The 22,373-nt window shown below is 49.0% G+C and carries 17 protein-coding genes and 1 tRNA gene; 10 read left to right on the top strand and 8 right to left on the bottom strand.

The window, feature by feature from the left end; genetic code table 11:
• Positions 1-63 precede the first annotated feature (63 nt).
• Complete coding sequence (locus tag ACKFKH_RS01455; RefSeq protein WP_446856441.1) at positions 64-807, bottom strand: PIG-L deacetylase family protein; 744 nt, start codon at positions 805-807, stop codon at positions 64-66.
• Between the two features lie 125 nt (positions 808-932).
• Complete coding sequence (locus ACKFKH_RS01450; protein ID WP_446856440.1) at positions 933-2,084, bottom strand: glycosyltransferase family 4 protein; 1,152 nt, start codon at positions 2,082-2,084, stop codon at positions 933-935.
• Positions 2,085-2,681: 597 nt separating this feature from the next.
• Between ACKFKH_RS01450 and ACKFKH_RS01445 the strand changes: the two genes are divergently transcribed.
• The 3 genes from ACKFKH_RS01445 to ACKFKH_RS01435 all read left to right on the top strand — a co-directional run bounded on the left by ACKFKH_RS01445 (position 2,682) and on the right by ACKFKH_RS01435 (position 5,226).
• Positions 2,682-3,347, top strand: coding sequence for a TIGR04282 family arsenosugar biosynthesis glycosyltransferase (locus ACKFKH_RS01445; protein ID WP_446856439.1), 666 nt, complete (start codon positions 2,682-2,684; stop codon positions 3,345-3,347).
• A gap of 97 nt (positions 3,348-3,444) precedes the next feature.
• Positions 3,445-4,116: a TIGR04283 family arsenosugar biosynthesis glycosyltransferase gene (locus ACKFKH_RS01440; RefSeq protein WP_446856438.1), complete on the top strand. Its 672-nt coding sequence runs from the start codon at positions 3,445-3,447 to the stop codon at positions 4,114-4,116.
• Positions 4,117-4,362: 246 nt separating this feature from the next.
• On the top strand, positions 4,363-5,226 hold the full coding sequence (locus tag ACKFKH_RS01435; protein ID WP_446856437.1) for a class I SAM-dependent methyltransferase: 864 nt from the start codon (positions 4,363-4,365) through the stop codon (positions 5,224-5,226).
• On the opposite strand, the gene ACKFKH_RS01430 is transcribed toward ACKFKH_RS01435, so the two are convergent.
• Both ACKFKH_RS01430 and ACKFKH_RS01425 read right to left on the bottom strand, forming a co-directional pair.
• On the bottom strand, positions 5,219-5,947 hold the full coding sequence (locus ACKFKH_RS01430) for a Uma2 family endonuclease (protein WP_446856436.1): 729 nt from the start codon (positions 5,945-5,947) through the stop codon (positions 5,219-5,221). The two genes, ACKFKH_RS01435 and ACKFKH_RS01430, sit on opposite strands and share 8 nt — an antisense overlap.
• Positions 5,948-5,956: 9 nt before the next feature.
• Positions 5,957-7,990, bottom strand: coding sequence for a pentapeptide repeat-containing protein (locus tag ACKFKH_RS01425; RefSeq protein ID WP_446856435.1), 2,034 nt, complete (start codon positions 7,988-7,990; stop codon positions 5,957-5,959).
• A gap of 158 nt (positions 7,991-8,148) precedes the next feature.
• Between ACKFKH_RS01425 and ACKFKH_RS01420 the strand changes: the two genes are divergently transcribed.
• From ACKFKH_RS01420 to ACKFKH_RS01410, 3 genes are all read left to right on the top strand, one after another.
• Positions 8,149-8,859, top strand: coding sequence for an HAD family hydrolase (locus tag ACKFKH_RS01420; protein WP_446856434.1), 711 nt, complete (start codon positions 8,149-8,151; stop codon positions 8,857-8,859).
• A gap of 23 nt (positions 8,860-8,882) precedes the next feature.
• A tRNA-Ala gene (locus ACKFKH_RS01415) sits at positions 8,883-8,955 on the top strand.
• A 226-nt stretch (positions 8,956-9,181) separates the two neighbouring features.
• Positions 9,182-9,697, top strand: coding sequence for a hypothetical protein (locus ACKFKH_RS01410; RefSeq protein WP_446856433.1), 516 nt, complete (start codon positions 9,182-9,184; stop codon positions 9,695-9,697).
• 519 nt (positions 9,698-10,216) lie between these two features.
• Here ACKFKH_RS01410 and ACKFKH_RS01405 read toward each other — a convergent pair.
• The gene (locus tag ACKFKH_RS01405; protein ID WP_446856432.1) at positions 10,217-12,019 is read right to left on the bottom strand and encodes an AAA family ATPase; all 1,803 of its coding nucleotides are present in this window, start codon (positions 12,017-12,019) and stop codon (positions 10,217-10,219) included.
• Positions 12,020-12,142: 123 nt separating this feature from the next.
• Here ACKFKH_RS01405 and ACKFKH_RS01400 point away from each other — a divergent pair, with 123 nt between their 5' ends.
• Both ACKFKH_RS01400 and psbA read left to right on the top strand, forming a co-directional pair.
• Positions 12,143-14,023: an ArsA family ATPase gene (locus ACKFKH_RS01400; protein WP_446856431.1), complete on the top strand. Its 1,881-nt coding sequence runs from the start codon at positions 12,143-12,145 to the stop codon at positions 14,021-14,023.
• Positions 14,024-14,275: 252 nt separating this feature from the next.
• A complete protein-coding gene (gene psbA, locus ACKFKH_RS01395; RefSeq protein WP_446856430.1) occupies positions 14,276-15,358 on the top strand; it encodes a photosystem II q(b) protein in 1,083 nt (360 codons plus the stop codon).
• Positions 15,359-15,558: 200 nt separating this feature from the next.
• Here psbA and ACKFKH_RS01390 read toward each other — a convergent pair whose 3' ends face one another.
• Positions 15,559-16,509, bottom strand: coding sequence for a metal ABC transporter substrate-binding protein (locus ACKFKH_RS01390; protein WP_446856429.1), 951 nt, complete (start codon positions 16,507-16,509; stop codon positions 15,559-15,561).
• A 295-nt stretch (positions 16,510-16,804) separates the two neighbouring features.
• On the opposite strand from ACKFKH_RS01390, the gene ACKFKH_RS01385 reads away from it, so the two are divergent.
• Both ACKFKH_RS01385 and ACKFKH_RS01380 read left to right on the top strand, forming a co-directional pair.
• Positions 16,805-17,629, top strand: coding sequence for a metal ABC transporter ATP-binding protein (locus tag ACKFKH_RS01385; protein ID WP_446856428.1), 825 nt, complete (start codon positions 16,805-16,807; stop codon positions 17,627-17,629).
• Complete coding sequence (locus tag ACKFKH_RS01380; RefSeq protein WP_446856427.1) at positions 17,629-18,522, top strand: metal ABC transporter permease; 894 nt, start codon at positions 17,629-17,631, stop codon at positions 18,520-18,522. The genes ACKFKH_RS01385 and ACKFKH_RS01380 overlap by 1 nt, the downstream gene beginning before the upstream one ends.
• Before the next feature lie 11 nt (positions 18,523-18,533).
• Here the strand turns inward: ACKFKH_RS01380 and ACKFKH_RS01375 are convergent, their stop codons facing one another.
• Both ACKFKH_RS01375 and ACKFKH_RS01370 read right to left on the bottom strand, forming a co-directional pair.
• Positions 18,534-20,717 (bottom strand): GumC family protein, encoded by a 2,184-nt coding sequence (locus ACKFKH_RS01375; RefSeq protein ID WP_446856426.1) that lies wholly within the window; start codon positions 20,715-20,717, stop codon positions 18,534-18,536.
• A 135-nt stretch (positions 20,718-20,852) separates the two neighbouring features.
• Positions 20,853-22,163 carry a polysaccharide biosynthesis/export family protein gene (locus ACKFKH_RS01370; RefSeq protein ID WP_446856425.1) on the bottom strand — a complete coding sequence of 437 codons (1,311 nt, stop codon included), beginning with the start codon at positions 22,161-22,163 and terminating at the stop codon, positions 20,853-20,855.
• Between the last annotated feature and the right edge of the window lie 210 nt (positions 22,164-22,373).

Raw genomic sequence — 22,373 nt, 5'->3', positions numbered from 1 at the left:
CGAGTTCAGACTATCGTTCAGCAACGCCGAATTTTGTCCTTTTCTCTGTAAAAGACCAAAACTCTACCAAAAAAACTCATCAGTACTAGTAAATCGCTTGAGAAAACCAGCAGGTAGCGCATGAGTTTGTGAATCGTAGACTGCGATCGCGGCTCTCTTTTTCTCCACCACAGATTGAATGGATAGCCGTTTGGCTCCGACAATTTCTTTGATCTGCAAATCGAGTAATAAGGGCGCTTTCCAAAAAATCCAGACGGGATATTCTCGAACTGTGGCTTGCAGTCCGACTTGTGTCATGGCCGCCTGCACTAATTGATAAGTGGCTTCGTGATCAGGATGACGATCGCGACGATGTGGAACGTAGACCTCTTTGGGTTGGTAATCACGCAGCAGTTGTACGATGTGATCGACCGTCTGTTGACGGTGCGGTTCTGACAACTGATCAAGCGTGCCGTCTGGTTTGTTTAGAAAATGCACATCTGACTTCTCGACTCCCAAAATTGTCAGGGCTGCGATCGCTTCTTGTTGCCGCAGTTTTATCCGCTGCTCACCAATCACACTCAAATCGGCCCCTCCCGACTGGCCATCGGTCAAAAACACCACGCTCACAGACCCTTTGTACTGTCGCTTGAGCGCAATCATCCCCCCACAGCCCAGCGTTTCATCGTCCTGATGGGGAGAAAACACCATTGCCGATCGCTCATCGATCACGATCGGGTGACTTGTCCAATTCACAATATTAGCCACCAAAAAATTTGAATGAAGCGCTTTGAGTTTGTCTCGCAACGCAAAAGGCTGAATGCTCATGGGGTGTCGTGTCGTTGGATTGGGAACTTTGGACTCTGGACTTTAGATCTTGGACTCTCGACACAGCAGTTCAAGTCTTTGATCTCCCGTCTAAAGTCTAAGGTCTCCGCGCAGTCTAAAAGCCTTTAACGCTTGAGAACTTTGCCACACTGAGAAAACGGGTCACGCTGACAGAGAACCTGTTCATACAGTTGAAGACAGTTAGCGGCGATCGCTGACGCTTCAAAGTGACTTTGTGCAAACTGTTTCGCTCGTTCTGACCACTGGTTTAGACGGGCTTCTGAGCGCAACGCATTTGACAACATGATCGCGCTCTGCTCAAGATCGGCAGGCAATACCAGTCCCAAATTGTGATGGTGAAAGAGTTCGGCGATATTTAATGTTTCAGCGATCGCGCAGGGCGTGCCAATACACATCGCTTCTGCGATCGAGATGCCAAACATTTCTTGACGAGACATTTGAATATAGAGCGCTGCTTTTTTGAGAACTTGAATCTTTTCTACCCCAAATACAGGAGGATGAAAATAGACGTTTGTGGGCAAGTCTGCTTTGAGGCGAGCGAGCCATGATTTTGTTTTGGGGTCTTCTGTGCCATAGAGGTGAACTTCAACCTGTGGTAACAGACGCGCTAACTCAATCAAGCGATCGATGCCCTTAACTAACACATCAAATCGCCCTAAATAAACCAGTCGAGTTGCTTGAGAATTCCTTTCCCAGGAAGCTTGACTTAATGTAGAGGTATCGATCGGATTGAGCAGCGAGTGAATTGTGCCCTGATAGCCTGGAATGAATGATCGAATCTCGGCTTCTTCTCGCACCGTGGCGGTTGTGATGGCAGCGGCTCCCCGAAACCTGGCTTTCTCAATTAGCCAATTGTAGAAGTACTTCTTAATCCAACTTCGCCCAAATCGTTGAGATAACACCCGCGCATGGGGAGTGATCACATAGGGAATGCCAATCTGCCGTAGCTGTCTAGCTAAACTGGCTTGTTTATGAATAAAAATAGAGTGAAAATGGACAATATCAGGAGTCTGTAGTTGAAACTCTTGGGAGAGAGCATCTGGCTCATAGTGCCAAAAGTTAGAAGGAAGATAACAAAGATGGAGTTTTGGATTATGGTCAGCGATCGTTTGCGCTGTGTGGTCGGGTTGCTGGTCTAGCACTAGAGTAACGTGATGTCCGAGAGATGCCTGCTCTCTTGCAAGACTCCAAACGGTGTTGTTGCATCCATCTACGGTTGTAATTGAGGGTGAAGCGCCAACGTGCCAAATTTGCATAATCTCAGTCTAGAAGGGTCAAGTTCTCCTAATTCTGCGTTCTCTAATTTTGTGCAGTTATCTTCAATTCTCCTGAGTCTTGAATAGCGAAACGACAGGAAGCTAGAGAAGTTTCTAGTAGAGCCACTTTGCTGATCTTTTGGTGATCTAAAGTCACTAGACAGATGCACAGAACATAAACTTTACAACATTTGTGCCCTCTTGTAGAGCAGTCTTACCTTAGTCTGCGATCGACAGAAAATAATGTACCCAATGGCGTATTTAAAGTATGCCTGGTGATGTACTCCAGTCGATTCTAATTCTAGTAGTTTGTCATTCCCGTTTAGAAGTTAACTGCTTTCAGGTAGTTGATGACTCGCACCCTATTTTTGGATCAAAGCAAACATCTCGCTTATGTTTTCTTTTGGCTTTTTTGCTCAAAAAGATCGGTATTATTGTGATTTCACTAAAATTAGTAACCTCAAGTTAGTTTATACCAGATTACTTTACAAAAAGTCTAGTAACGCAGGATACATTGCTCACTCAGCTCAAAACAGCCGCTAAGATTGTCGAAGTCCTAATGCTAAACGTTTAATCCTCAACGATCGAGACCAAACGATGTCAAACTCTACTGTCTCACCGTTAGATTCGGAGACTCCCTGCCTGATTATTTTTACGCGCTATCCAGAACCCGGAAAAGCAAAAACTCGTCTGATTCCAGCTTTGGGGCCCCAAGGAGCGGCCGCCTTACATCGACAGATGACCGAGCAAACCTTGACAGAAGTGAGACATTTGCAAACGTTGCGTCCTGTTGCGGTAGAAGTTCGATTTTCTGGGAGCGATCTCTTCGAGTCACCCGCAAGGGGTCGCGATCAAATGCAAGCCTGGTTAGGCAAAGATTTAAGCTATTCTTCTCAGCATTCAGGAGACTTGGGCGATCGTCTCTCTCAAGCATTCCAATCAGCATTCGATCGCAGCGCAAAATCTGTAATCGCCATTGGTACAGACTGTCCTGATTTAGATGCCTCCATTCTCGCGATCGCATTCGAGAAACTGCAAACTCACGATTTAGTTTTGGGTGCGGCAACCGATGGTGGATACTACTTAATTGGGTTGCGCCACTTTATGCCAGATCTATTTGTTGGGGTTGCCTGGAGTACTGCGATCGTCCTACAGCAAACGGTTGCGATCGCAGAGAAATTAGGATGTTCGATTGCTTACTTGCCTGTTCTCAGTGATGTCGATCGACCCGAAGATCTCAAGCCAGAACAAAGAGAAACCTGAAAAAATAGAGCAAACCATCGCCAAAAAAGCCTCGCAACCTTAACATCCCAAAAGCCCTGCGCCTTGATTCTCCATGCTCTGTGCAAAAATCTCAATCGTGGTTCCGGTTCTAAATGAGGCTGATCAAATCGCTCAAATACTGAAAATTCAACAGCAAGCGAGCGAGATAGAGTTAATCATCGTTGATGGAGGTAGCCGAGATCAGACTCTGGAATTAGCTCACTTGTCAGGGGCGCGAGTGCTGCGATCGACTCCTGGGCGGGCCCACCAGATGAATGTCGGAGCCAACGCCGCCACCGGAAGCATTTTGCTGTTTCTTCACGCCGACACCCGGCTGCCTGCTGGTTTTGACACGATGATTCGTCGGGCGCTTAGTCAACCTGCCACGATCGCGGGAGCCTTTTCGCTCAAAATCGACGCAGATCTCTGGAGTTTGCGTCTGGTGGAATGGGGCGTGAATGGGCGATCTCGCTGGCTACAAATGCCCTACGGCGATCAGGCTATCTTCTTACGCAGCAACACGTTCAAAACGCTAGGCGGATTTCCCAATTTGCCAATTATGGAGGATTTTGAGCTGATGCGACAACTCAGACGATACGGGACGATCGCCCTTCTCCCTGCCGCCGTAATCACTTCAGGACGACGCTGGCAAGCTCTGGGCGTTTTGCAAACCACTTTAATGAATCAATGGATAATTCTTGCTTACCTGGTAGGGGTTTCTCCCCAAACAATCGCCCATTGGTATCGGAGCGGACTGAGAAAAAAGTAGAGAACGCCATCAATTAACATTTAATTAACATTTGAAGTTTCAAAGTGACACTGGCATTTAAAGCGATATCGGTTAGATCTGCTACTAGATTCGCGGTCGATCTTTGAACCCTTCTCTAAGAGCATCGATCCAAAACATTGATATACAGTGAAGATGTTCTAATGAAGCGCGACAAAGACCAAAGACTAAAAACCTCTAAGGCTGCTCAGTCCAAAGTCCCTAGACACCACAATCCCCACTTGTCCTATGGCCGTTCGTAAAGACACCATTTTTGAGCAATATCTCGCCCCGATCGCTCGACTGTTTATCGATGAATCTGCCCTGAGACGATTCTATGAAAGCATCGATTGGCAGTCTGCCAGCGACCAATTTCGCGATCCCCAGCTTGCTTATCCCAGTTACTACAGCAGCCAACATTTTCACAGCATCGAAGGGGGCTATCTCAACATCAGCGCTGCCGTCTCCTATGATCCGATCACTCAGTACGCCCTGCCGCCTAATGAAACCTGGGTGCGCCAAAGTCTGATCGACAGCATTCAAACTCATCCGCGTCGCATTCTAGATCTCGGCTGTGGGACGGGTTCCACCACGCTGATGCTCAAACAGGCTTTTCCACAAGCCGACGTGATTGGGTTAGAGTTGTCTCCCTACATGCTCGTTGTCGCTGACTACAAAGCCAAACAAGCCGGACTTGAGATTTCCTGGCAACACGGTAAAGCCGAACAAACCCGGTTTCCAGACGGCTCTTTTGATCTGGTGACAGCTTCTCTCCTGTTTCATGAAACGCCACCGATCGTCGCGCAGTCCATTTTGCAGGAAGCCGATCGCTTGCTCACGCCTGGAGGCGAAGTGCTGATTCTGGATGGCAACCAAAAAACGCTGCGTCAAACTGAGTGGCTGACCCAAATCTTTGAGGAACCCTACATTCAATCCTACGCGGCTGGCAATTTGGATACCTGGATGGAGACCGCCGGATTTGGTGCGGTGCAGACTCAAGAATTTTGGTGGATTCATCAAGTGACTCGCGGCGTGAAGCCGTTACCAGGTGAGCGCTTTCAGCCCAAACCATTTACTCAAGAAATCCAAGACGGACAATGGGCAATCAGCTAATCAAAACGTTTTGCACTAGCTCATCCCTCATTTCCTGCCGCAACTGCTTCAACATCGAACTGGTGCCCTCTTGCATGGCTTGCTGGACGCGATCACAAATCAGTTGTGTAATGGGCGAATCGGGAAATACAAGACTGGTGGCTGATTCTTGATACTCGCTGTCGTTGAGCAAATTAATTTTTAGCTTGCCTCTGTTGTAGATCCAGACTTCTGGCACCTGGATTCCAGCATAGGCTTCTAGTGTGGTTTTTGAGGTGACATCGGCTTCAATGGCTAAGTCGGGCGGTGGGTACACGTCCAGATTCATCGACATCATGCACGATCGCACTCGTTTGGCATTTTCTCCGATATAAAAACAGGTGTCGGGTTCGAGTCCGGCTTGCTTTTTCTTGCGTCGAAAGGTCGTTGAGCCAAAATCTTCCCACTCTAAATTTCGAGCATCCAGCAGAAGGGTGACAATGCGACCAATGATGCGGTTGGGGCGTTCGTGAGCGGGTAAAGGTGCCACAATTTCTAGCACTCCGTTGCTGTAGGCGATGCGGGCACTTCGCTTTTCGCCCAGTTCTTCTAAAATGGCTTCAAATTTCTCCCAGGTAATGTCTGTAATGGTCAAGACGCTGCCGGGTTCAAGCACAATATTTTTGATGGGGACGGTGACTGGCGTTACGATTTGAGTGGTCATGGGTGAAACCTCGATCGCTCGACAAGCTAAAATTCGCAAGCTGGATGTCTATACAGGTAATCCTAACGCTTTGGCGATCAGGGGTAATAGAACTTTGGCGGCTTCGGCTAGTTTGGCGGTGTCGGAAAGCGTGGCGATCGTTCCTTTCAAAAAGATCATTGCTTTCTCGCCCAAGTTCTTTTTCTCTAACTGTTCTGGGTTTTGTCCGACTTCTGCCAGGGTTTTGACTTGTTCCAGAGCGTTCGTCTTGCCTTTTTCTGAGAGTTCAGGATCGGATTCGATCGCCGTTTGCAGTTGCGTCAATAATTCTTTGATTCCAGGTTCTTCAGTCGTTGTGTTTGGTAATTGATTTAGGGCATTTGTGACAGCACCGCTCATGTTAAGAATGCTGTTTATCATCTTATTAGTTCCAGTGTTGACGAAACTGTTTGCGCCTGTGTTGATGCCTTGATTTTTGTTATCTGTCATGGTGTTGTCGTTTCCTGCAACGATCGTGAGGTTAGAAAGTAGATTTCCCAGATTTGTGTTTTGAGCCAGCGTCAGAGCGAGATGATTTAATTCCTGGTTATGGCGTTTCTCAGATTCTAATAATTCAGCGTTCTTTTGTGCTTCTAATTTTGCTTGATAAGCGGTATCAAAAGTATGTTCTAGTTTGCCTTTATCGGTTCCTTCTGAAATCTGAAGTGTGACCAAAACATCGTTGCCTTTTTTCTCGATCGCTTGCACTGAGTCAGGCGAGATATCAGGATTTTCTTGCATCAATTTCTGAAAGGCAACGGCAAAAGCTTCTGGATTTACGCCATTTCTCAGCAAAAGTTGCATCGTGGTCATAATTTTGGCATAGAGTTTCTCAAAGTCTCCGGGCTGAAACACTTTGTCGGAGTCGTGGGGGCGACGTTCTCGACTACCAAATTTGTTGGGTTGCTCTAGCAAAAACACATATTGGCAATCGACATGATCGAGCTTTGTCGTGTGGTCGATGTTCCAGGATTCGAGGCAAGCTCCGGTGAGGCAGGCTTGGTTAAAATCTGCACCGACAGCAAGGGTTTTGGTTAAGTTTGCGTGATTAAGATTGGCTCCTCTGAGATTGACGTTAGAGAGATCGAGATTCGCATAGGATTTTTTGTAGCCATTGCGCGTAACCAATAATTGACGGACATCAGGATTTGCAAGAATGGAAGTTCCTAAACGAGCACGATCAAGCTTCACAGCCTCCGACCAGCAGACTTGATGCAGAATGGTTTGTTTTTGCTTGGTGTGGTTGAAGTTAGTGCTTTTGAGAATGGCTTTGGTGAAGTCTGCACCAGTGAGGTCAGCGCCGCAGAACGAAGTACCGCCGATCGCGCCGAGTGTGATAGCGATTGTCCGAGTTAGGTCAAATTTTTCATCTCCTTTTAGCGATCTCCACGCCGCATAGAAACTGAGCAATGCGACAGTAACGGCAGCAACAACAGCAATAGCAGCATTAGCAGTGCTAGTAACAGCAACAGCACCAGTAATAGAACCAGAAATTATAAAAGTAACAGATATATAAAAACTGTCGGCGAGATTACTAAAAACAGCACTAATCACAAAGCTAATAACGGCCGCAGTAATAGCGCCAGCTACAGGAATAACAATAGAAATAGAGTCGTCACCAATGCCATCACCAAAAACTTTGTTGACAACAGCAGCAGAAATCTCACCCGCAGCGAGAGCAGTAACAATACTAGCTATGGTTCCAAACGCTTGAACTGTGAATCCTTGGTGAACAATTTTAACAAGTACAAACAAGAGAATGGCACTTACACCAGCAGAAATAATTGTGCTTTGCGAGATTATTTTAGGCTGAAAGAAATAGGCGGCAAACCAACCAGAAACACTAGATAAGATGCCAGATAAAAATAACAGCATTAGTGAAATCAGCAGTTGACATACCACCCAGCGCTTTTGCAGTCCTGCTTTTGCGCCCGTAAAATTTGCCCCTTTCAAAATCGCGTTGCTAAAATTTGCCCCTCGGATATCTGCGTACAAAAAATTTGCCCCCGTCAGATCTTGCCCTCTAAAGTTACGTCCTCGCAGATGTTGACCAGAGAAATCCATAGGGGAGAGGGCTAAGTGGGTTTACGCAACCAGTATAGAAAAACCAAGGCAAATCCGATAGCTTTTCCTCGAATAGGGGCAAGAGACAAGAGGTTTGAGCCGATCGCTTCTCTCAGACTGGTAAAGTGAGGGTAGCCTTTCTCATCCGCGACGGTTTCATGGTTCTCAAAGCTGTTCTGTTCGATTTTAATGGCGTAATTATCAACGATGAGCCACTTCACGAGAAGCTAATCGAACAGATTTTAGTGGAGGAGAATCTGCGTCCCAGACCCGGAGAATTTCGAGAAATCTGTCTGGGGCGAAGCGATCGCGCCTGCTTAACTGATCTGCTTGCCAGTCGGGGCAGAGTCGTCACCGAGGAATACCTCAATCAACTGATCGCCCGCAAAGCCAAAGCCTACCTTCAGCAGATTGCAGCGCTAGAAAAACTCCCGACCTATCCAGGGCTAGAGGATCTGATTTTTAGCCTAAAAGCAACACCCTGCAAACTGGCGATCGTCAGTGGAGCTATTCGTAGCGAAATTGAATCCGTTCTGACTCGCCTGCAACTTAACCAAAACTTTTCGCTCATTGTTTCTGGAGACGACCTGACCGCCAGCAAGCCCGAACCCGACGGCTACCAACTCGCCGTCGATCGCCTTAATCAGCAGTTTCCCGATCTCAGCTTACAGCCTTCTGAATGTCTGGCGATCGAAGACACCTTTGCCGGAATTGCCGCTGCCAAACGAGCCGGAATCTCAGTCGTCGGAGTTGCCAACAGTTACCCCTTCCACATGCTCCAGCGTTGCGCCAACTGGACGGTTGATTATCTTTCTGACTTAGAACTCGATCGCGTGCAGCAAGTTTACAGCAGCTTAGATGCCAGTTGATAAATGCTAAAATGGCTGGGTGAGGGGAGTTAGCTCAGTTGGTAGAGCGCTGCGATCGCACCGCAGAGGTCAGGGGTTCGATTCCCCTATTCTCCATTGCTATTCTTGAGCAGACATAGTGCCTGTTCCTTTTGATAAGAATAAACTCCCCCAAATATAGATGAATTCTCTGGTTAAAAAGCAACTAATGGAGGTGGGCGGTGTTTTGTTGTCACTCCAATAATTTTCTAGAAGGATTGACATTAGAGCACCTGCCTCTTTCAAAGCATACGACTTCGCTATCTAAAGTTTTAGTTGGTAATTATTCTCAAGGAACTGAATCATGAATGACCCCAAGAAACCTTTAAGCGACCTTACTTCTCATCCTGACCCAATCACGGGTGAACCGGGTGCCCATCCTGTAGAGACCGGACTCGGTGCTGCTGGTGCAGGGACAATTGGAACGATCGTGGGGGGTGCCGTTGGGGGCCCGATCGGAGCAGTCGTAGGAGCCGCGATCGGAGCGATCGGTGGCGGGCTACTAGGCAAGGAAACGGCTGAGGTCATTGATGCCAGCCTCGAACACGAACACTGGCGCGCTCATCACACTTCTCGCCCTTATATTGAGGCGGGTCGAACCTTTGATGATTACGCCCCCGCTTATCAAACTGGCTACGAGGCATTCTCTCGACATGGCAACACCGGAAAAACCTTTGACGAGATCGAACCTGAGTTACGAAGCGAATATGGGGAAACTCATGGGAAGACAGGGTTAGCTTGGGATAAAGTAAAGCCCGCTGCTCAAGATGCCTATCGAAAGCTCTATGAAGAACGTGTCGGTAAGCGGCACCCTCTTTAATTTGCACAAATAAGGATCACGAACTAAATAACTTCGTAGGTTGGGTTGAAGCATGAAACCCAGCACGTCGCCAGTAATCGTTGGGTTTCGCAAGGCTCTACCCAACCTACAGAAGTCGATGTTATTTAGTTTTCGTTCCTAAGTGGGTAGGTCAAATTAAATATAAAGATGGCTTCGCCTAGAACCCTTGCACAGTTTGAAAACCATCTTCAATTCAATTGTGCCTATCTACTTATTTGCCTATATACTTAGCAGTTTTCTTGTTTTTGATGGCTCTCCTGATGTTACGACCATAAGCTAACTGATAAATCTTGAACTCTTTATTTAGTAAGGTTTCTAGATCGATTTTTCTGAGGAAGCTATTGGTAACTCTCTTTTTTCACTAAAAGTCCAGGAGAGTGCTGCGTTTTAACTCGCGCAAGCAGATTTTGTTCACGTAGCCCCCCTTGATTCATTGGGCTTATTTAATTCACTCAGAGGCTGGCTTCATACTTCAATTCTCAAATCACAGGTCTCAAATTACTGAAGCGCTTGGCGCTGGCTAATGAGTGCTTGATAAGCGGCGGTAAAGTCAGCCATTGTGATTTGAATGTTGGATGGATTAGTAAATCCCTGGGCACGGTATCGACGAATCGCCTGTAGAGCAGCTTGATTGCTAAAAAGTGCCAGATCTGCGCCATTCCAGCCTTCTGTCTGGGCAGCAAGATTATTAAGATCCACTTCAAATAAAGGACGATCGCCATTGTGAACCTGCAAAATCGCCAACCGACTGGTTTCATCAGGTAAATCTACTTTGAGTTGCAGATCCAATCGACCTGCTCTCATCAAAGCGGTGTCGATCGCATCTGGTCGATTAGTCGCGCCAATTAATAGAACATTGGGACAGGCTTGCAGTCCATCTAATTCGGTAAGCAACTGACCGACGACGCGATCACTTACTCCCGAATCCCCGTTAAACTTTCCACGAGCAGGAGCCAGCGTATCAATCTCATCGATAAAGATGACACAGGGAGACGCTTGCCGAGCCTTTGCAAACAATTCTCGAACTTCCTGTTCTGCTGCCCCGACCCAACGGCTGAGAAGTTCGGGCCCGTTGACCGCGATAAAATTGGCTCTCGCTTGAGACGCAACGGCTTTGGCCAAGAGCGTTTTACCCGTTCCAGGTGGCCCCCAAAGGAGAATGCCACGGGGCGCTTTTGCACCTGTTTGTTGATACAGTTCGGGGTAGAGCAATGCGCCCTCAACAGATTCTTGTAAAGTACGCTTGATGAGTTCTAATCCGCCAATTTCGCTCCAGGCAAGGTTTGGTGACTCGATTTCGACCGATCGCAACACCGATGGTTTGATTTCTCTCAGGGCATGTAAGAAGTCCGCTTGTTCCACTGTCATCACATCGGGTAATGGCTCCTTCAGCGAACCAACCTGCCGCCGTAATGCGGTATACGCTGCTTTTTGACAAACGGCTTTCAAGTCCGCACCGACCATTCCAACTGTCAGGTCAGCGATCGCGCCCAGTTCCACTGATTCACTCAGAGGCATAGCACGAGTCAAAATGGTGAGAATTTCTAAGCGTCCGTCGCGATCGGGAACTCGATATTGCACTTCTCGATCAAACCTTCCCGGACGACGCAGCGCAGGATCGAGGTGATCAGGGCGATTGGTTGCGGCTAAAACAATCACGCCTTTGGTCTTGGCAAACCCATCCATCAAACTCAACAACTGAGCCACAACGCGCTTTTCGACTTCGCCTTCAACCTTACTGCGATCGGGCGCAAGACTATCAATCTCATCGATGAAAATTACGCAGGGAGCAGACTTCGCCGCCTTCTCAAAAATGCCTCTCAGACGAGTCTCGGCTTCTCCATAGTATTTGCCCATGATTTCGGGGCCGGCGATCGCGATGTAGCTCACGCCCAAATCTTCTGCCAAGGCACGAGCGGTCAGGGTTTTCCCGGTTCCGGGCGGGCCGACGAGCAAAACGCCTCGAATCGGTTCTAATCCCAATTTTGCCAACAGATCAGGACGCTTGAGCGGAATCTCGACCAACTCACGAAGCTCTCGCAAAATTTCTCCCAATCCACCCACATCTTTAAGAGAGGCTGGAGAACTGACCATCTCCTCCAACGGCGTTGAAGTTTCGTTTGTGGGATGACTGGGAGGGCGGACTCGGGTGACTCCTGTTGGAATATTGCCCTGACGAGGAATGCTGCTGAGATTGCGGCTAATCTGAATGTCTGCTTTCAGTTCTCCTTTCTCTGCTTTCTCCTCCAAAATTTTGGCGAGTTCTAATAATTGCTCAAATCCCTTAAACAAATCACTCATTGGCTCACCGTCGCTACTTGAGACAGAATTTTTTTGCGATCGCAGCCCTCCGCAATCGATTGGGAAAACTACAGCCACAGTGTTCCCACAAACAGTTCCGCATCGTCAACGCAAAACTCCCCTATGAATCAGTTTGACTCTTTGAATCTCGCAATGTTTAGCGGCAAGGGCGGTGTCGGCAAAACCACGATCGCCTGTGGATTTGCACGCAGATGGGCCCAGCAGTTTCCCAATGAGCAAATTCTTCTCTTATCTACCGATCCGGCTCATTCCCTGGGCGATGTGCTGCAACTGCCGATTAGCAATACAGCCGTTTCGCGACAAAATTTACCCAATCTGACCATTAGAGCCTTAGACGCGCCAACCCTTTTAGAAGAATTTAGAGCCTCCTATGGCAAAGTGTTGGAGTTGCTGATCGAGCGGGGTAGTTTTGTGCAAAAAGAAGACCTGTCACCCATCTGGGATTTAAGTTGGCCGGGACTAGATGAACTGATGGGCATTTTAGAAATTCAGCGTCTGCTGCGAGATCAGCAGGTCGATCGCATCGTTCTCGACATGGCTCCCAGCGGTCACACTTTAAACTTATTCAGTTTGATGGACTTTTTAGACGAATTCCTATCTGCGTTAGAACTCTTTCAAGAAAAACATCATGTCATCAGTCAAAGCTTTACAGGAAGGTACACCGCAGACGAAGCCGATCGCTTTTTGATCGAGATGAAATCTGACTTAGCCAACGGACGACAGTTACTCCAGGACAAAACGCAGACGGCTTGTTTGGTGGTGGCGATCGCTGAGTGGATGAGCCTTTTAGAAACCAAGCGATTTTTGGACGCGCTCAAACTGCTACACATTCCCTTTGGTGGGCTTTTCATCAACCACATCTTGCCCGTTGCCAGCAATCTCGATCAGTTCAGCGAACAACAGCACCTGATCACAAAATTCTTTGACCTAGCGGAATCCGAACCGATCGTCCTCTCCTTTCAGCAGCCTGTTGAACCTGTGGGAGATCAAGCTCTCGATCGGCTGATTAGCCAAATTCAGCCAGCCCAGGTCAAAATTCTCCCGTTAGAATCGCCGCCCACTCATTTTTCTCAGCGCCTTTCACCAGGGTTTAGTGACTTCATCACCGAAGGCCGCAAGCTGATTTTAGTTGGCGGCAAAGGAGGGGTGGGCAAAACGACGGTAGCAGCGGCGATCGCATGGGGCATGGCCCAACGACATCCTGATCAAAACATTCGAGTGATCTCGATCGATCCGGCTCACTCTCTGGGAGACGCGCTGGGTACTCAACTAGAACACGCCTCCACACCCCTCACGACTCACTTAAGCGGACAAGAAATCGACTCAAAACAAGTTCTAGAGCAGTTTCGCGAAGAATATCTGTGGGAGCTTGCTGAAATGATGAGTGGCGAGTCTAGCACCTCCGACAGCAGCCTAAAAATCGCCTACAGTCCCGAAGCTTGGCGCAGAATCGTCTCTCAGGCGCTCCCTGGCATCGATGAAATGCTCTCACTCATTACAGTGATGGAACTGCTGGAGTCCAAAGAACAGGACTTGATTGTTCTAGACACGGCTCCTACAGGCCACTTACTGCGTTTCTTAGAAATGCCGACAGCGCTGGGCGATTGGTTGTCCTGGATCTTCAAATTATGGATCAAATATCAAGACGTGCTGGGACGGACAGAATTTATGAATCGGTTACGGAGTCTGCGTCAGCGGGTCATCCAAACCCAAAAGAAACTGCTCAATCCCCAACACACTGAATTTATCGGTGTCTTTCAGAATCAGTCCGCCATCCTCGCCGAAACTGAGAGACTGACCGCATCCTTAATCAAGCTGAAAATCACTCAACGCTACCTGGTCAACAACCGCGCTGAGACAGTCGATCAGAATTTAATCAAACGGTTTCCCAAACAAGCGATCGTCCATTTACCCCAATTACCCCGCTCGATCGCGCCAGTAGAACAGATTTCAGGAGTCGCCAATTTACTATTCTCAGCCTGAAGTTACTCACGACCTGGCAAGCTCGGACTTCTTCAAATGTGAACTTTCATAAAAGGAGGGACGATCGTAGCTCCTATCCAAAACAGCCTACAGCCCTGATGAGGGACTGTTTTCGGGGTATCTCTTAAGGCAACACCCAGTGACCTTTCTACAAACATTGTGAAAACTCTTTACAAAGCTTAAGAAATGCCCTAATGTATGAAGTGTGGAAAACACCACAACATACATCTCAAAAATTAGTAATTATTCACCATGACAACGACATTGCAGAGACGCGAAAGCGCCAACCTGTGGGAGCAGTTTTGCTCCTGGGTCACCAGCACCGAGAACCGCCTGTACGTAGGCTGGTTCGGCGTATTGATGATCCCCACCCTCCTGTCCGCAACCATCTGCTACATCATCGCCTTCATCGCCGCACCGCCCGTGGACATCGACGGCATCCGCGAACCCGTTGCTGGCTCCTTGATGTTTGGCAACAACATCATCTCCGGTGCCGTAGTTCCGTCCTCAAACGCGATCGGCTTGCACTTCTACCCGATCTGGGAAGCCGCATCCTTAGATGAATGGCTATACAACGGCGGTCCGTACCAACTGGTCGTCCTGCACTTCCTGATCGGCATCTTCTGCTACATGGGACGCGAATGGGAACTGTCCTACCGCCTAGGAATGCGCCCCTGGATCTGCGTCGCCTACTCCGCGCCTGTGGCCGCCGCGACCGCCGTCTTCCTGATCTACCCGATTGGACAAGGCAGCTTCTCAGACGGAATGCCCCTGGGAATCTCCGGCACCTTCAACTTCATGTTGGTATTTCAAGCCGAGCACAATATCCTGATGCACCCCTTCCACATGCTGGGAGTCGCCGGAGTGTTTGGCGGCAGCCTGTTCAGCGCCATGCACGGGTCATTGGTCACCTCCTCACTGGTGAGAGAGACAACTGAGAACGAATCCGCGAACGCAGGGTACAAGTTTGGGCAAGAAGAAGAGACCTACAACATCGTGGCAGCGCACGGCTACTTCGGGCGGTTGATCTTCCAATACGCCTCATTCAACAACTCGCGTTCCTTGCACTTCTTCCTGGGTGCCTGGCCCGTCGTCGGCATCTGGTTCACCGCCCTGGGCGTGAGCACGATGGCATTCAACCTGAACGGGTTCAACTTCAACCAGAGCATCATCGACTCGCAGGGTCGGGTGATTGGCACCTGGGCGGACGTGATCAACCGGGCGAATCTAGGGATGGAAGTGATGCACGAGCGCAATGCTCACAACTTCCCCTTGGACTTGGCTGCTGGGCAAGCGGCTCCTGTCGCCCTGTCTGCTCCAGCCATCAACGCTTAGTCTTGACCGTCTAGTGCTTGAGTTAGGTTAGTTTGAAGAGAGTCTTCCTGAGAGGGAAGGCTCTTTTCGCGTTTGAGGGTAATTGTGGATCTTTGTTGAACTAGAGACCTTAACTTTAATTTCGTCGGAGTTGGAATCTGGAAGAGTCGAGTCAAAAAGGGCGGAAATTCGACCGAACGGGCATTGTTTGACGGCGACTTCTAAAAGGGAGTAACTTTTCCACCTAAAGCTTCAACGATCGCAGTGGTATTGGCAACCATCATTCTGATATAGGAGGCACCATTGCTGTCAGGAGCACCGATCGAGTCTGAATATAATCGCTGCGTAGCTAGCTTCACGCCTGCTTCCTGTGCCACCGTTTGAATTAAGGTCGGGTTGATTGTAGTTTCTGCAAAAATAGCTGGTACGCCTGCCGCTTTAATGGTTTCTACTAGCTTTTGAACCGTTTGGGCACTGGGTTGCTCCTCGGTGCTGATGCCAATTAGCGTTCCTGCGATCGCCAACGAGTAGGCCTGCCCGTAATACTGAAAAGCGTCATGGGTCGTAACCAGTTTGCGCCTGTTGGGGGGAATGGTCTGAATCTGTTGAGTGATCCAGGTGTCGAGGCGTTTTAGCTCTGCAATAAGCCGATCAGCGTTTTGGGTAAAGCGATCGCGATCTTCTGGCTCCAGTTCAATCAACGTATCTCGAATCTTCTCTGCCATCCGAATTGAGTTTTGCACACTGCCCCAAACGTGGGGATCAGGAACTTTGCGCCCTTCTTTTTCTAGCTGCAATGACGGGACTACTTCTCCTACAGCCACCTGACGCGCATTACTGCCTGCGGCTTTCATCAATTTAATTAGCCCTGGCTCAAGGTTGTACCCGTTGTACAAAATTAAGTTTGCTTTCTCTAGAGCCACGCTGTCTGCTGGGACTGGCTCGTAGGTATGTGGGTCTGCTCCCGGTTTGAGAAGTCCGGTTAGCTGAATTTCGTCTTTGCCAATCTGAGCTGTTAAGTCAGCCAAAATTGTGCTGGTTGCAACCACTTGAGGTTTGCCTTGGGAAGTCGAGCGATCGCCGCTGGAAGCCGCACAGCTACTCAAAGTCAAGGTCAGCAGTATGGCTGTCAGGGTTGTTCTCAGTTGACTTTGCTTAGAAAAAGATTTCATAGAGTTTTCATTTTATGTCTTATTTTGTAGACCTTCGGGTGATTTGACCCGCATTTGGGAGGAGTCCGCAGAGCCTTGATGCCCTTTAAAGTTTTATTACTGACCGTCGAGTTTTGACCAATCCCTAAAGAAAGAAATAGTCATTAGCGAAACGCTGGAAGCTTTTGGAGAACAAGTACAACTGATACAAATCTTCATACTGTAACTTTCGGAAATCTTTTCACTTTTGGGATACTTTAAGTTTAGTAGCTTTCATATTTCTTTCATTTTTAGTTGATGCACTGGAGAATTTGTGATGCAGCTTGACACCTTTATGAATGATGCGACTCCTGATCCTCTGCCGCTGCACTTCCCGACTAGCGAGAAAAAACTTGCGCGATCAACCTCAGCCCCTTTGATTGTGCAGAATCTGAGCGTCAAATATCGTGCAGTAGATGCCTTGAAGAGTGTCAATTTCACAGTGCAGCCAGGTCGCCTTGTCGGAATCTTTGGGCCGAATGGGGCTGGAAAAAGTACCCTTGTCAAAGCAATGCTGGGGTTAATCCCTGCGGCCAGTGGCGAAGTTCTATATCAAGACAAACCGCTGGCAGAGCAACTCCATCAAGTCGCGTATGTTCCTCAGCGCAGTCAGATTGATTGGACTTATCCGGTGACTGTGTGGGATGTCGTGATGATGGGGCGAGTCAAGAAAACAGGGTGGTTTAATCGATTTTCGTCGGTCAGTCGGCGGGTGGCGATCGAGTCTCTTGCCCGCGTGGGAATGGATGCTTACAAAGACCGTCCCATTGGGGAACTATCGGGCGGACAGCAGCAACGGGTGTTTCTAGCGCGATCGCTGGCTCAACAGGCAAACGTGTTTTGCTTTGACGAACCGTTTGTAGGAATTGACCAAAAAACGCAAAAGATTATTTTTGAAGTTTTTGAAGAACTAACCCAGGCTGGAAAAACCGTCCTCGTCGTCAACCATGATCTGGGCGAATCGATTACCCACTTTGATGAATTGCTGTTGTTAAATCAGACCTTAGTCGCAAGTGGTAAGCGTCAAGACGTTCTGACTCCAGAAAACTTAGAGCAGGCTTATGGGGGGCGTGTCATGTTCTTTTCGGGAGCCGCCGCCTGATGCACGCGCTAATTGAACCTTTGCAGTATGGCTTCATGCAGCGATCGCTGACCATTGCAATCTTGGTCGGGCTGATTTGTGCCATTGTTGGCAGCTATCTGATGGTGCAACGGTTAGCCCTTTTGGGAGACGCGATTAGTCACTCGGTTTTGCCAGGGTTGGCGATCGCGTTTCTGATCGGGGCAAATATTTTTGTAGGAGCCTTCATTGCGGGCGTTTTGAGTACTGTAGCGATCGCTTGGATTCGGGCCCGATCGCCGATTAAAGAAGATGCAGCAATGGGAATTGTGCTCTCGGCCTTTTTTGCCCTGGGAGTAACGTTAATTACGGTCATCCAAAAGGATAATAAAATCGACCTGAATCATTTTTTGTTTGGCAATATTCTGGGCGTTACTTCTAGTGAAGTCAGAGATACTGCAATTATTTCAGCGATCGTTCTGATTGTGGTGGTTGCCTTTTATAAAGAACTGTTGTTTTATACCTTTGATACTTTGGGCGCGCAGGCCGCTGGATTGCCCGTCAATTTGCTCAACCTCGGATTGATGGTGCTGATTGCCTTGACAATTGTAGCCAGCATGAAGGCCGTCGGCGTGGTGTTAGTGCTGTCTTTGTTGATCACTCCTGGCGCGACGGCTTATTTGTTGGTGAAACGGCTGCATTACGTCATGTTGTTGGGAGCCGCGACCGGGGTGATTGCTAGTGTAAGCGGCATGTATTTGAGTTATTTTTACAATTTGCCATCGGGGCCAGCGATTGTTCTAGTCGTATCAGGACTTTTCTTACTGGCGTTGCTCTTTAGTCCCCGTCATGGCGTGTTTACCTACCCACGCAGCAATTCTGGCTCATCACCTTTGCTTAAAGAGATTCGTGGCTTGTTGAAAAGCAATCAATAAAGCAATCTTTACTAGTTGCGGTTGCTGGTTGTGACTTCTTTCATTTCCTCATCGGCTCCCGTTCCATTGTTTGAAGACGGCTCATACGAACCAGCGATCATTGCATCTTCAACCGCACGAGGAAGCTGAATGTCTACTGCGTTGATGACAGCGCCCAACAAGCGGTGATCGTCCGATTCGGTTAGGTGATCGATCGCTTCTGTCAAAATGCTTTCTTGAGTCGTTCCGGGACGGGTAACGATTACCATGCCATCACTATAAGGTTCTAGCAGCAGCGCATCATTACAGCGACTTAGAGAAGGACTGTCGAGAACTACCAGATCAAATCGTCCTCTCGAATCTTCGAGCAGTCGCCGCATCTCACTCGACTCCAAAATCGAGGCCGCTTGCCGCTGCGGCCCAGCACTGGGAACGATATAGAGATTTTCGACTTCAGGGGCCAGACGAATACACTCGCTGATCTGCCCGTAGTAGCGCAACGGCTCGATTAAGCTATCTGGATCGGGCGCAATCCCTACATAGTCGGATCGAGACGGCGATCGTAAATCCGCTTCGATCAGCAAAGTGCGTTTTCCGGCTCTGGCAGAGGCGATCGCTAAGTTGTAGGCGGAGACGGTTTTACCTTCCTGGTCGATCGTGCTTGTGATTAGCACCATTCGGGCTTTGCCTTCTGCCAAGCGCAGCTTGCTGCGAAACCGCTCGTAATATTCAACGTAAGGCGAATCTGACCTTAGCAAAACAGGGGAATCGTCAATTTGCCAGACCTTGACCAGCGGCAACGCTCCCAAAATGGTGACATCCCGTTGGCGAAGCGCCTCTCGCAGATCTTCTTCGGTGTAAAATTTGCCTTCTAGCGTATCCAGCAGGAAAATCAACCCGCCCCCAACCAGTAGCCCGACCAAACCGCCGATCGCCAGCGTCACCGGAATGCTCTTGGGTGCTTTGACTTCGCTCGCTTTGACCGCAGGCGCTTGAGATAGACTCAGACTACTGACAGTTTCAGCTTCGGCGGCTCTTGCATCAACCAGTTTTGCTTGCATCTGATCATGAAGGGCTTTTTTGAGCTTTACCTGATCTTCTAGGCGAGTCCGCTCCAGTTGCTTATTAGGGATTGTTGAGTACTGTTGCCGAAGAGTTTGCTCCGATCGCACCGTGCCAATCAATTGCTGCTGTAGGCTTTCTTGCTGAGTCTTGAGGGCGACCAGGGTATTGGCAAGCTGTTGACGAGCTGGGTCGAGACTGCTATTTTGACGAACTGCCGTTAGGGGGGCTGCTCCTCCATCACCGCCAATCACCTCTTGCGCTCGCTTGCTCAACTCTTCTTCGTAGGCCTGCTGCTGCTTTTTGAGGGTGATGATGGTGGGGTGTTCTGGACGCAAATCTTTGCTGAGAACGGCTAACTGAGATTCGATTTGCTGAATTTGGGCACGAAGACCGCCAATAATCGGGTCAGCACTCAGAGCAGAAGAGGCATAAGCTTGATTGGGGTCGAGTCCTAACCGTTGCTCGATACTGGCAATCTGAGCATTCACACCTTGGAGTTGGAGTTGAAGCTGTCGCTGCTGAGTTTCGCTGCCCGTGATTGCACCAATCAAGCTACCATTTTGAGCCGCTAGCAGTTGGGGGCCTTCGGCTCGATCGTATCGCTCCAGAGATTGTTCGGCGAGTTGTAACTCTTGCCTAACTTTGGGCAGTCGCTGGTTGATGGAATCAATGACCGATCGCAGCCGTGCAGAATTATTTAGTCGGCTTTGTTCGACCATGCGTTTGGTGTATTGGCTGACCACTTCGCTGGCTCGATTTGGCTCCCCATCCTTGTAGGAAACCACAACCTCGGCGGCTCCCGCTGCTTGCCCTCTGACCGCTTTGGGGACGTTGACATCCACTTTTGTGTTGCTGGCTAATTCACGCGGGTCAATGCCGACCTCTTTGCCCACCGCTTCGATGACTTCCCTCGGCATCAGCATGTCACTGGTTAGTGATTCGACTGGCTGACGAACTTCGGTGCCGATCGTTGAGAAACTAATGGGCGGACGGTTAGCTACCAGAGTTGCTTCTGCTTGATAGGTCGGAGAGGGTTCGGGTTGAGACACCACAACGCCCGCCGCAGCCATTCCTACCGCAACACCCACAGGAATGATCCATTTATAGCGGTCTACAGCTAGAAAGTAACGTTTGACGATGGGCGGAGTCATAACACCAGGGGGATGAAAAACAGGGTTTGTCGCGACCGATGAACGTGAAAAAGAAAGGGTGCTTTGATTGTAAGCTGAACAGTCTGGAAGCGGTGTTTTGAGAAGTTTGTTGTATCGATTTACCTCGTCTTGAGTCTAACGGTCTCTTCCGGTCGGGCCAAAGAGATTTGTGGCACTGTTGCCCAGTTCTCTAAAGAACAGCAAAAATCCCAGAACATCGCGAAAAGGCTGGGTAAAAACATTTAGCGCGTAGGTGATTCTTCCGACCAAGTTGCGACCGATCACAATGACATCATTGTCTTCTAACGGAACGTTTTGCGCGAGATCACCTGTGAGGGCTTTTTTCCCATCTAATTCTTTTGTGACGGCTTTTTTGGTGTCTGGGTCAAATCGAATCAGGGCAATCCGACTCAGATTTGTGTTGTCAGGACTGGGGCCGATCGTCGCCAACGCATCCACAAACGTGCTGCCCAAAGGCAAATCGAACTGCTGAAGTCTTCCGGTTACATAACTCAAGTAGCGGACGGTAATTTTACCTTTGCCCAGAGCAGATCGAGCGACCAGTTCGCGATCGTAATCCTTTTCTGCGCCTGCCTCTAGTCGTGAAACTACGACCACATCCCCATCTTGCAAACGCACATCGGGCAGGGGAGTTCCATCTTTTAGCGGCTGTACCAGATCTAAACTCTCTTCTACCGCAGAGCCATCGTTGAGGGTGCGCCGAACTTTGACCGATCGCAAATCTGCCTTGTTGGTGATTCCCCCGGCTGACAGCAGCGCCGAAGAAACTCTCGGTAATTGCAGGGCATATTGTCCCGGTCGCCCAACTTCTCCAGTCATCGTCACCAATACCGGACGTTGCCCCGTCAGCGCCAACAGCACAACTGGATTGATCACAAAGCGATCGACTCCCTGACGCACCCGTTCTTGAGCCTGTTCGATCGTCAGTCCTTGAAGCCGAACTTTACCTAGCAAGGGCGTTGTGATGTTGCCTTCTTGATCGATCACCGCCTGAAAATTGAGATCCGGAAATCGCTGAACTACCACAGAAACCGTGTCTCCCGTTCCCAGACGATAGAGGTTAAATGAGCTATTGGGAATCGCGGCAGGTGTGGTAGGCACAGGCACCGTCGGAACGACCACAGGCGCAGTCGGAGCCTTGGCAGGGTTAACGGGTGCAGGAGTCGGAGCGGACAATTCACCGCGATCGCGTAGTCGTTGTCTGGCTTGTTCTACCAGTTCTAGAGAGGTTGGAGGGCGCTTTGGCTGGAGTGGCGGAGAAGGCTGTCCTGGGGTGGTAGAGGGTGGTAGAGGCGTTTGGCTCAGAGCCGCTTTTGGAGACGTGCTCGCAGCCCAAAACCACATCGCAAACGGCAGACTGGCGGTCATGGAGTGAATGCTGACCAGCGATAAAGCCGTTAATCTGACAGAGAAAACTTTGGACATAACAACACGATCGGGGGCATGAGGCGTGGATTAGAGAAATGGCGAATGAGGCGTAAGTTGTAAGTTTAGAGACGAATTAGAGACGGAGATCTTGGGTCATAGGTTATTCTTCAACCATCATTCTGCTTTTCAGTGATGAGATTGATGAAGAATCTGTTCCTGGTGTGAGCAAGGCTGTCTGAGTTGAGGACATTGTATGCTTTGAGTACT

Source organism: Phormidesmis sp. 146-20 (genome assembly GCF_052939475.1).
Note: the sequence above shows the minus strand (reverse complement) of the source record. Positions and strands in the feature narration are given on the sequence as shown.

Bases quoted from the DNA above. Each gene is read 5' to 3' on its own strand.
- ACKFKH_RS01455 (WP_446856441.1), bottom strand. From the start codon at position 807: ATGAGCATTCAGCCTTTTGCGTTGCGAGACAAACTCAAAGCGCTTCAT.
- ACKFKH_RS01450 (WP_446856440.1), bottom strand. From the start codon at position 2,084: ATGCAAATTTGGCACGTTGGCGCTTCACCCTCAATTACAACCGTAGAT.
- ACKFKH_RS01445 (WP_446856439.1), top strand. From the start codon at position 2,682: ATGTCAAACTCTACTGTCTCACCGTTAGATTCGGAGACTCCCTGCCTG.
- ACKFKH_RS01435 (WP_446856437.1), top strand. From the start codon at position 4,363: ATGGCCGTTCGTAAAGACACCATTTTTGAGCAATATCTCGCCCCGATC.
- ACKFKH_RS01425 (WP_446856435.1), bottom strand. From the start codon at position 7,990: ATGGATTTCTCTGGTCAACATCTGCGAGGACGTAACTTTAGAGGGCAA.
- ACKFKH_RS01420 (WP_446856434.1), top strand. From the start codon at position 8,149: ATGGTTCTCAAAGCTGTTCTGTTCGATTTTAATGGCGTAATTATCAAC.
- ACKFKH_RS01410 (WP_446856433.1), top strand. From the start codon at position 9,182: ATGAATGACCCCAAGAAACCTTTAAGCGACCTTACTTCTCATCCTGAC.
- ACKFKH_RS01405 (WP_446856432.1), bottom strand. From the start codon at position 12,019: ATGAGTGATTTGTTTAAGGGATTTGAGCAATTATTAGAACTCGCCAAA.
- ACKFKH_RS01400 (WP_446856431.1), top strand. From the start codon at position 12,143: ATGAATCAGTTTGACTCTTTGAATCTCGCAATGTTTAGCGGCAAGGGC.
- psbA (WP_446856430.1), top strand. From the start codon at position 14,276: ATGACAACGACATTGCAGAGACGCGAAAGCGCCAACCTGTGGGAGCAG.
- ACKFKH_RS01390 (WP_446856429.1), bottom strand. From the start codon at position 16,509: ATGAAATCTTTTTCTAAGCAAAGTCAACTGAGAACAACCCTGACAGCC.
- ACKFKH_RS01385 (WP_446856428.1), top strand. From the start codon at position 16,805: ATGCAGCTTGACACCTTTATGAATGATGCGACTCCTGATCCTCTGCCG.
- ACKFKH_RS01380 (WP_446856427.1), top strand. From the start codon at position 17,629: ATGCACGCGCTAATTGAACCTTTGCAGTATGGCTTCATGCAGCGATCG.
- ACKFKH_RS01375 (WP_446856426.1), bottom strand. From the start codon at position 20,717: ATGACTCCGCCCATCGTCAAACGTTACTTTCTAGCTGTAGACCGCTAT.
- ACKFKH_RS01370 (WP_446856425.1), bottom strand. From the start codon at position 22,163: ATGTCCAAAGTTTTCTCTGTCAGATTAACGGCTTTATCGCTGGTCAGC.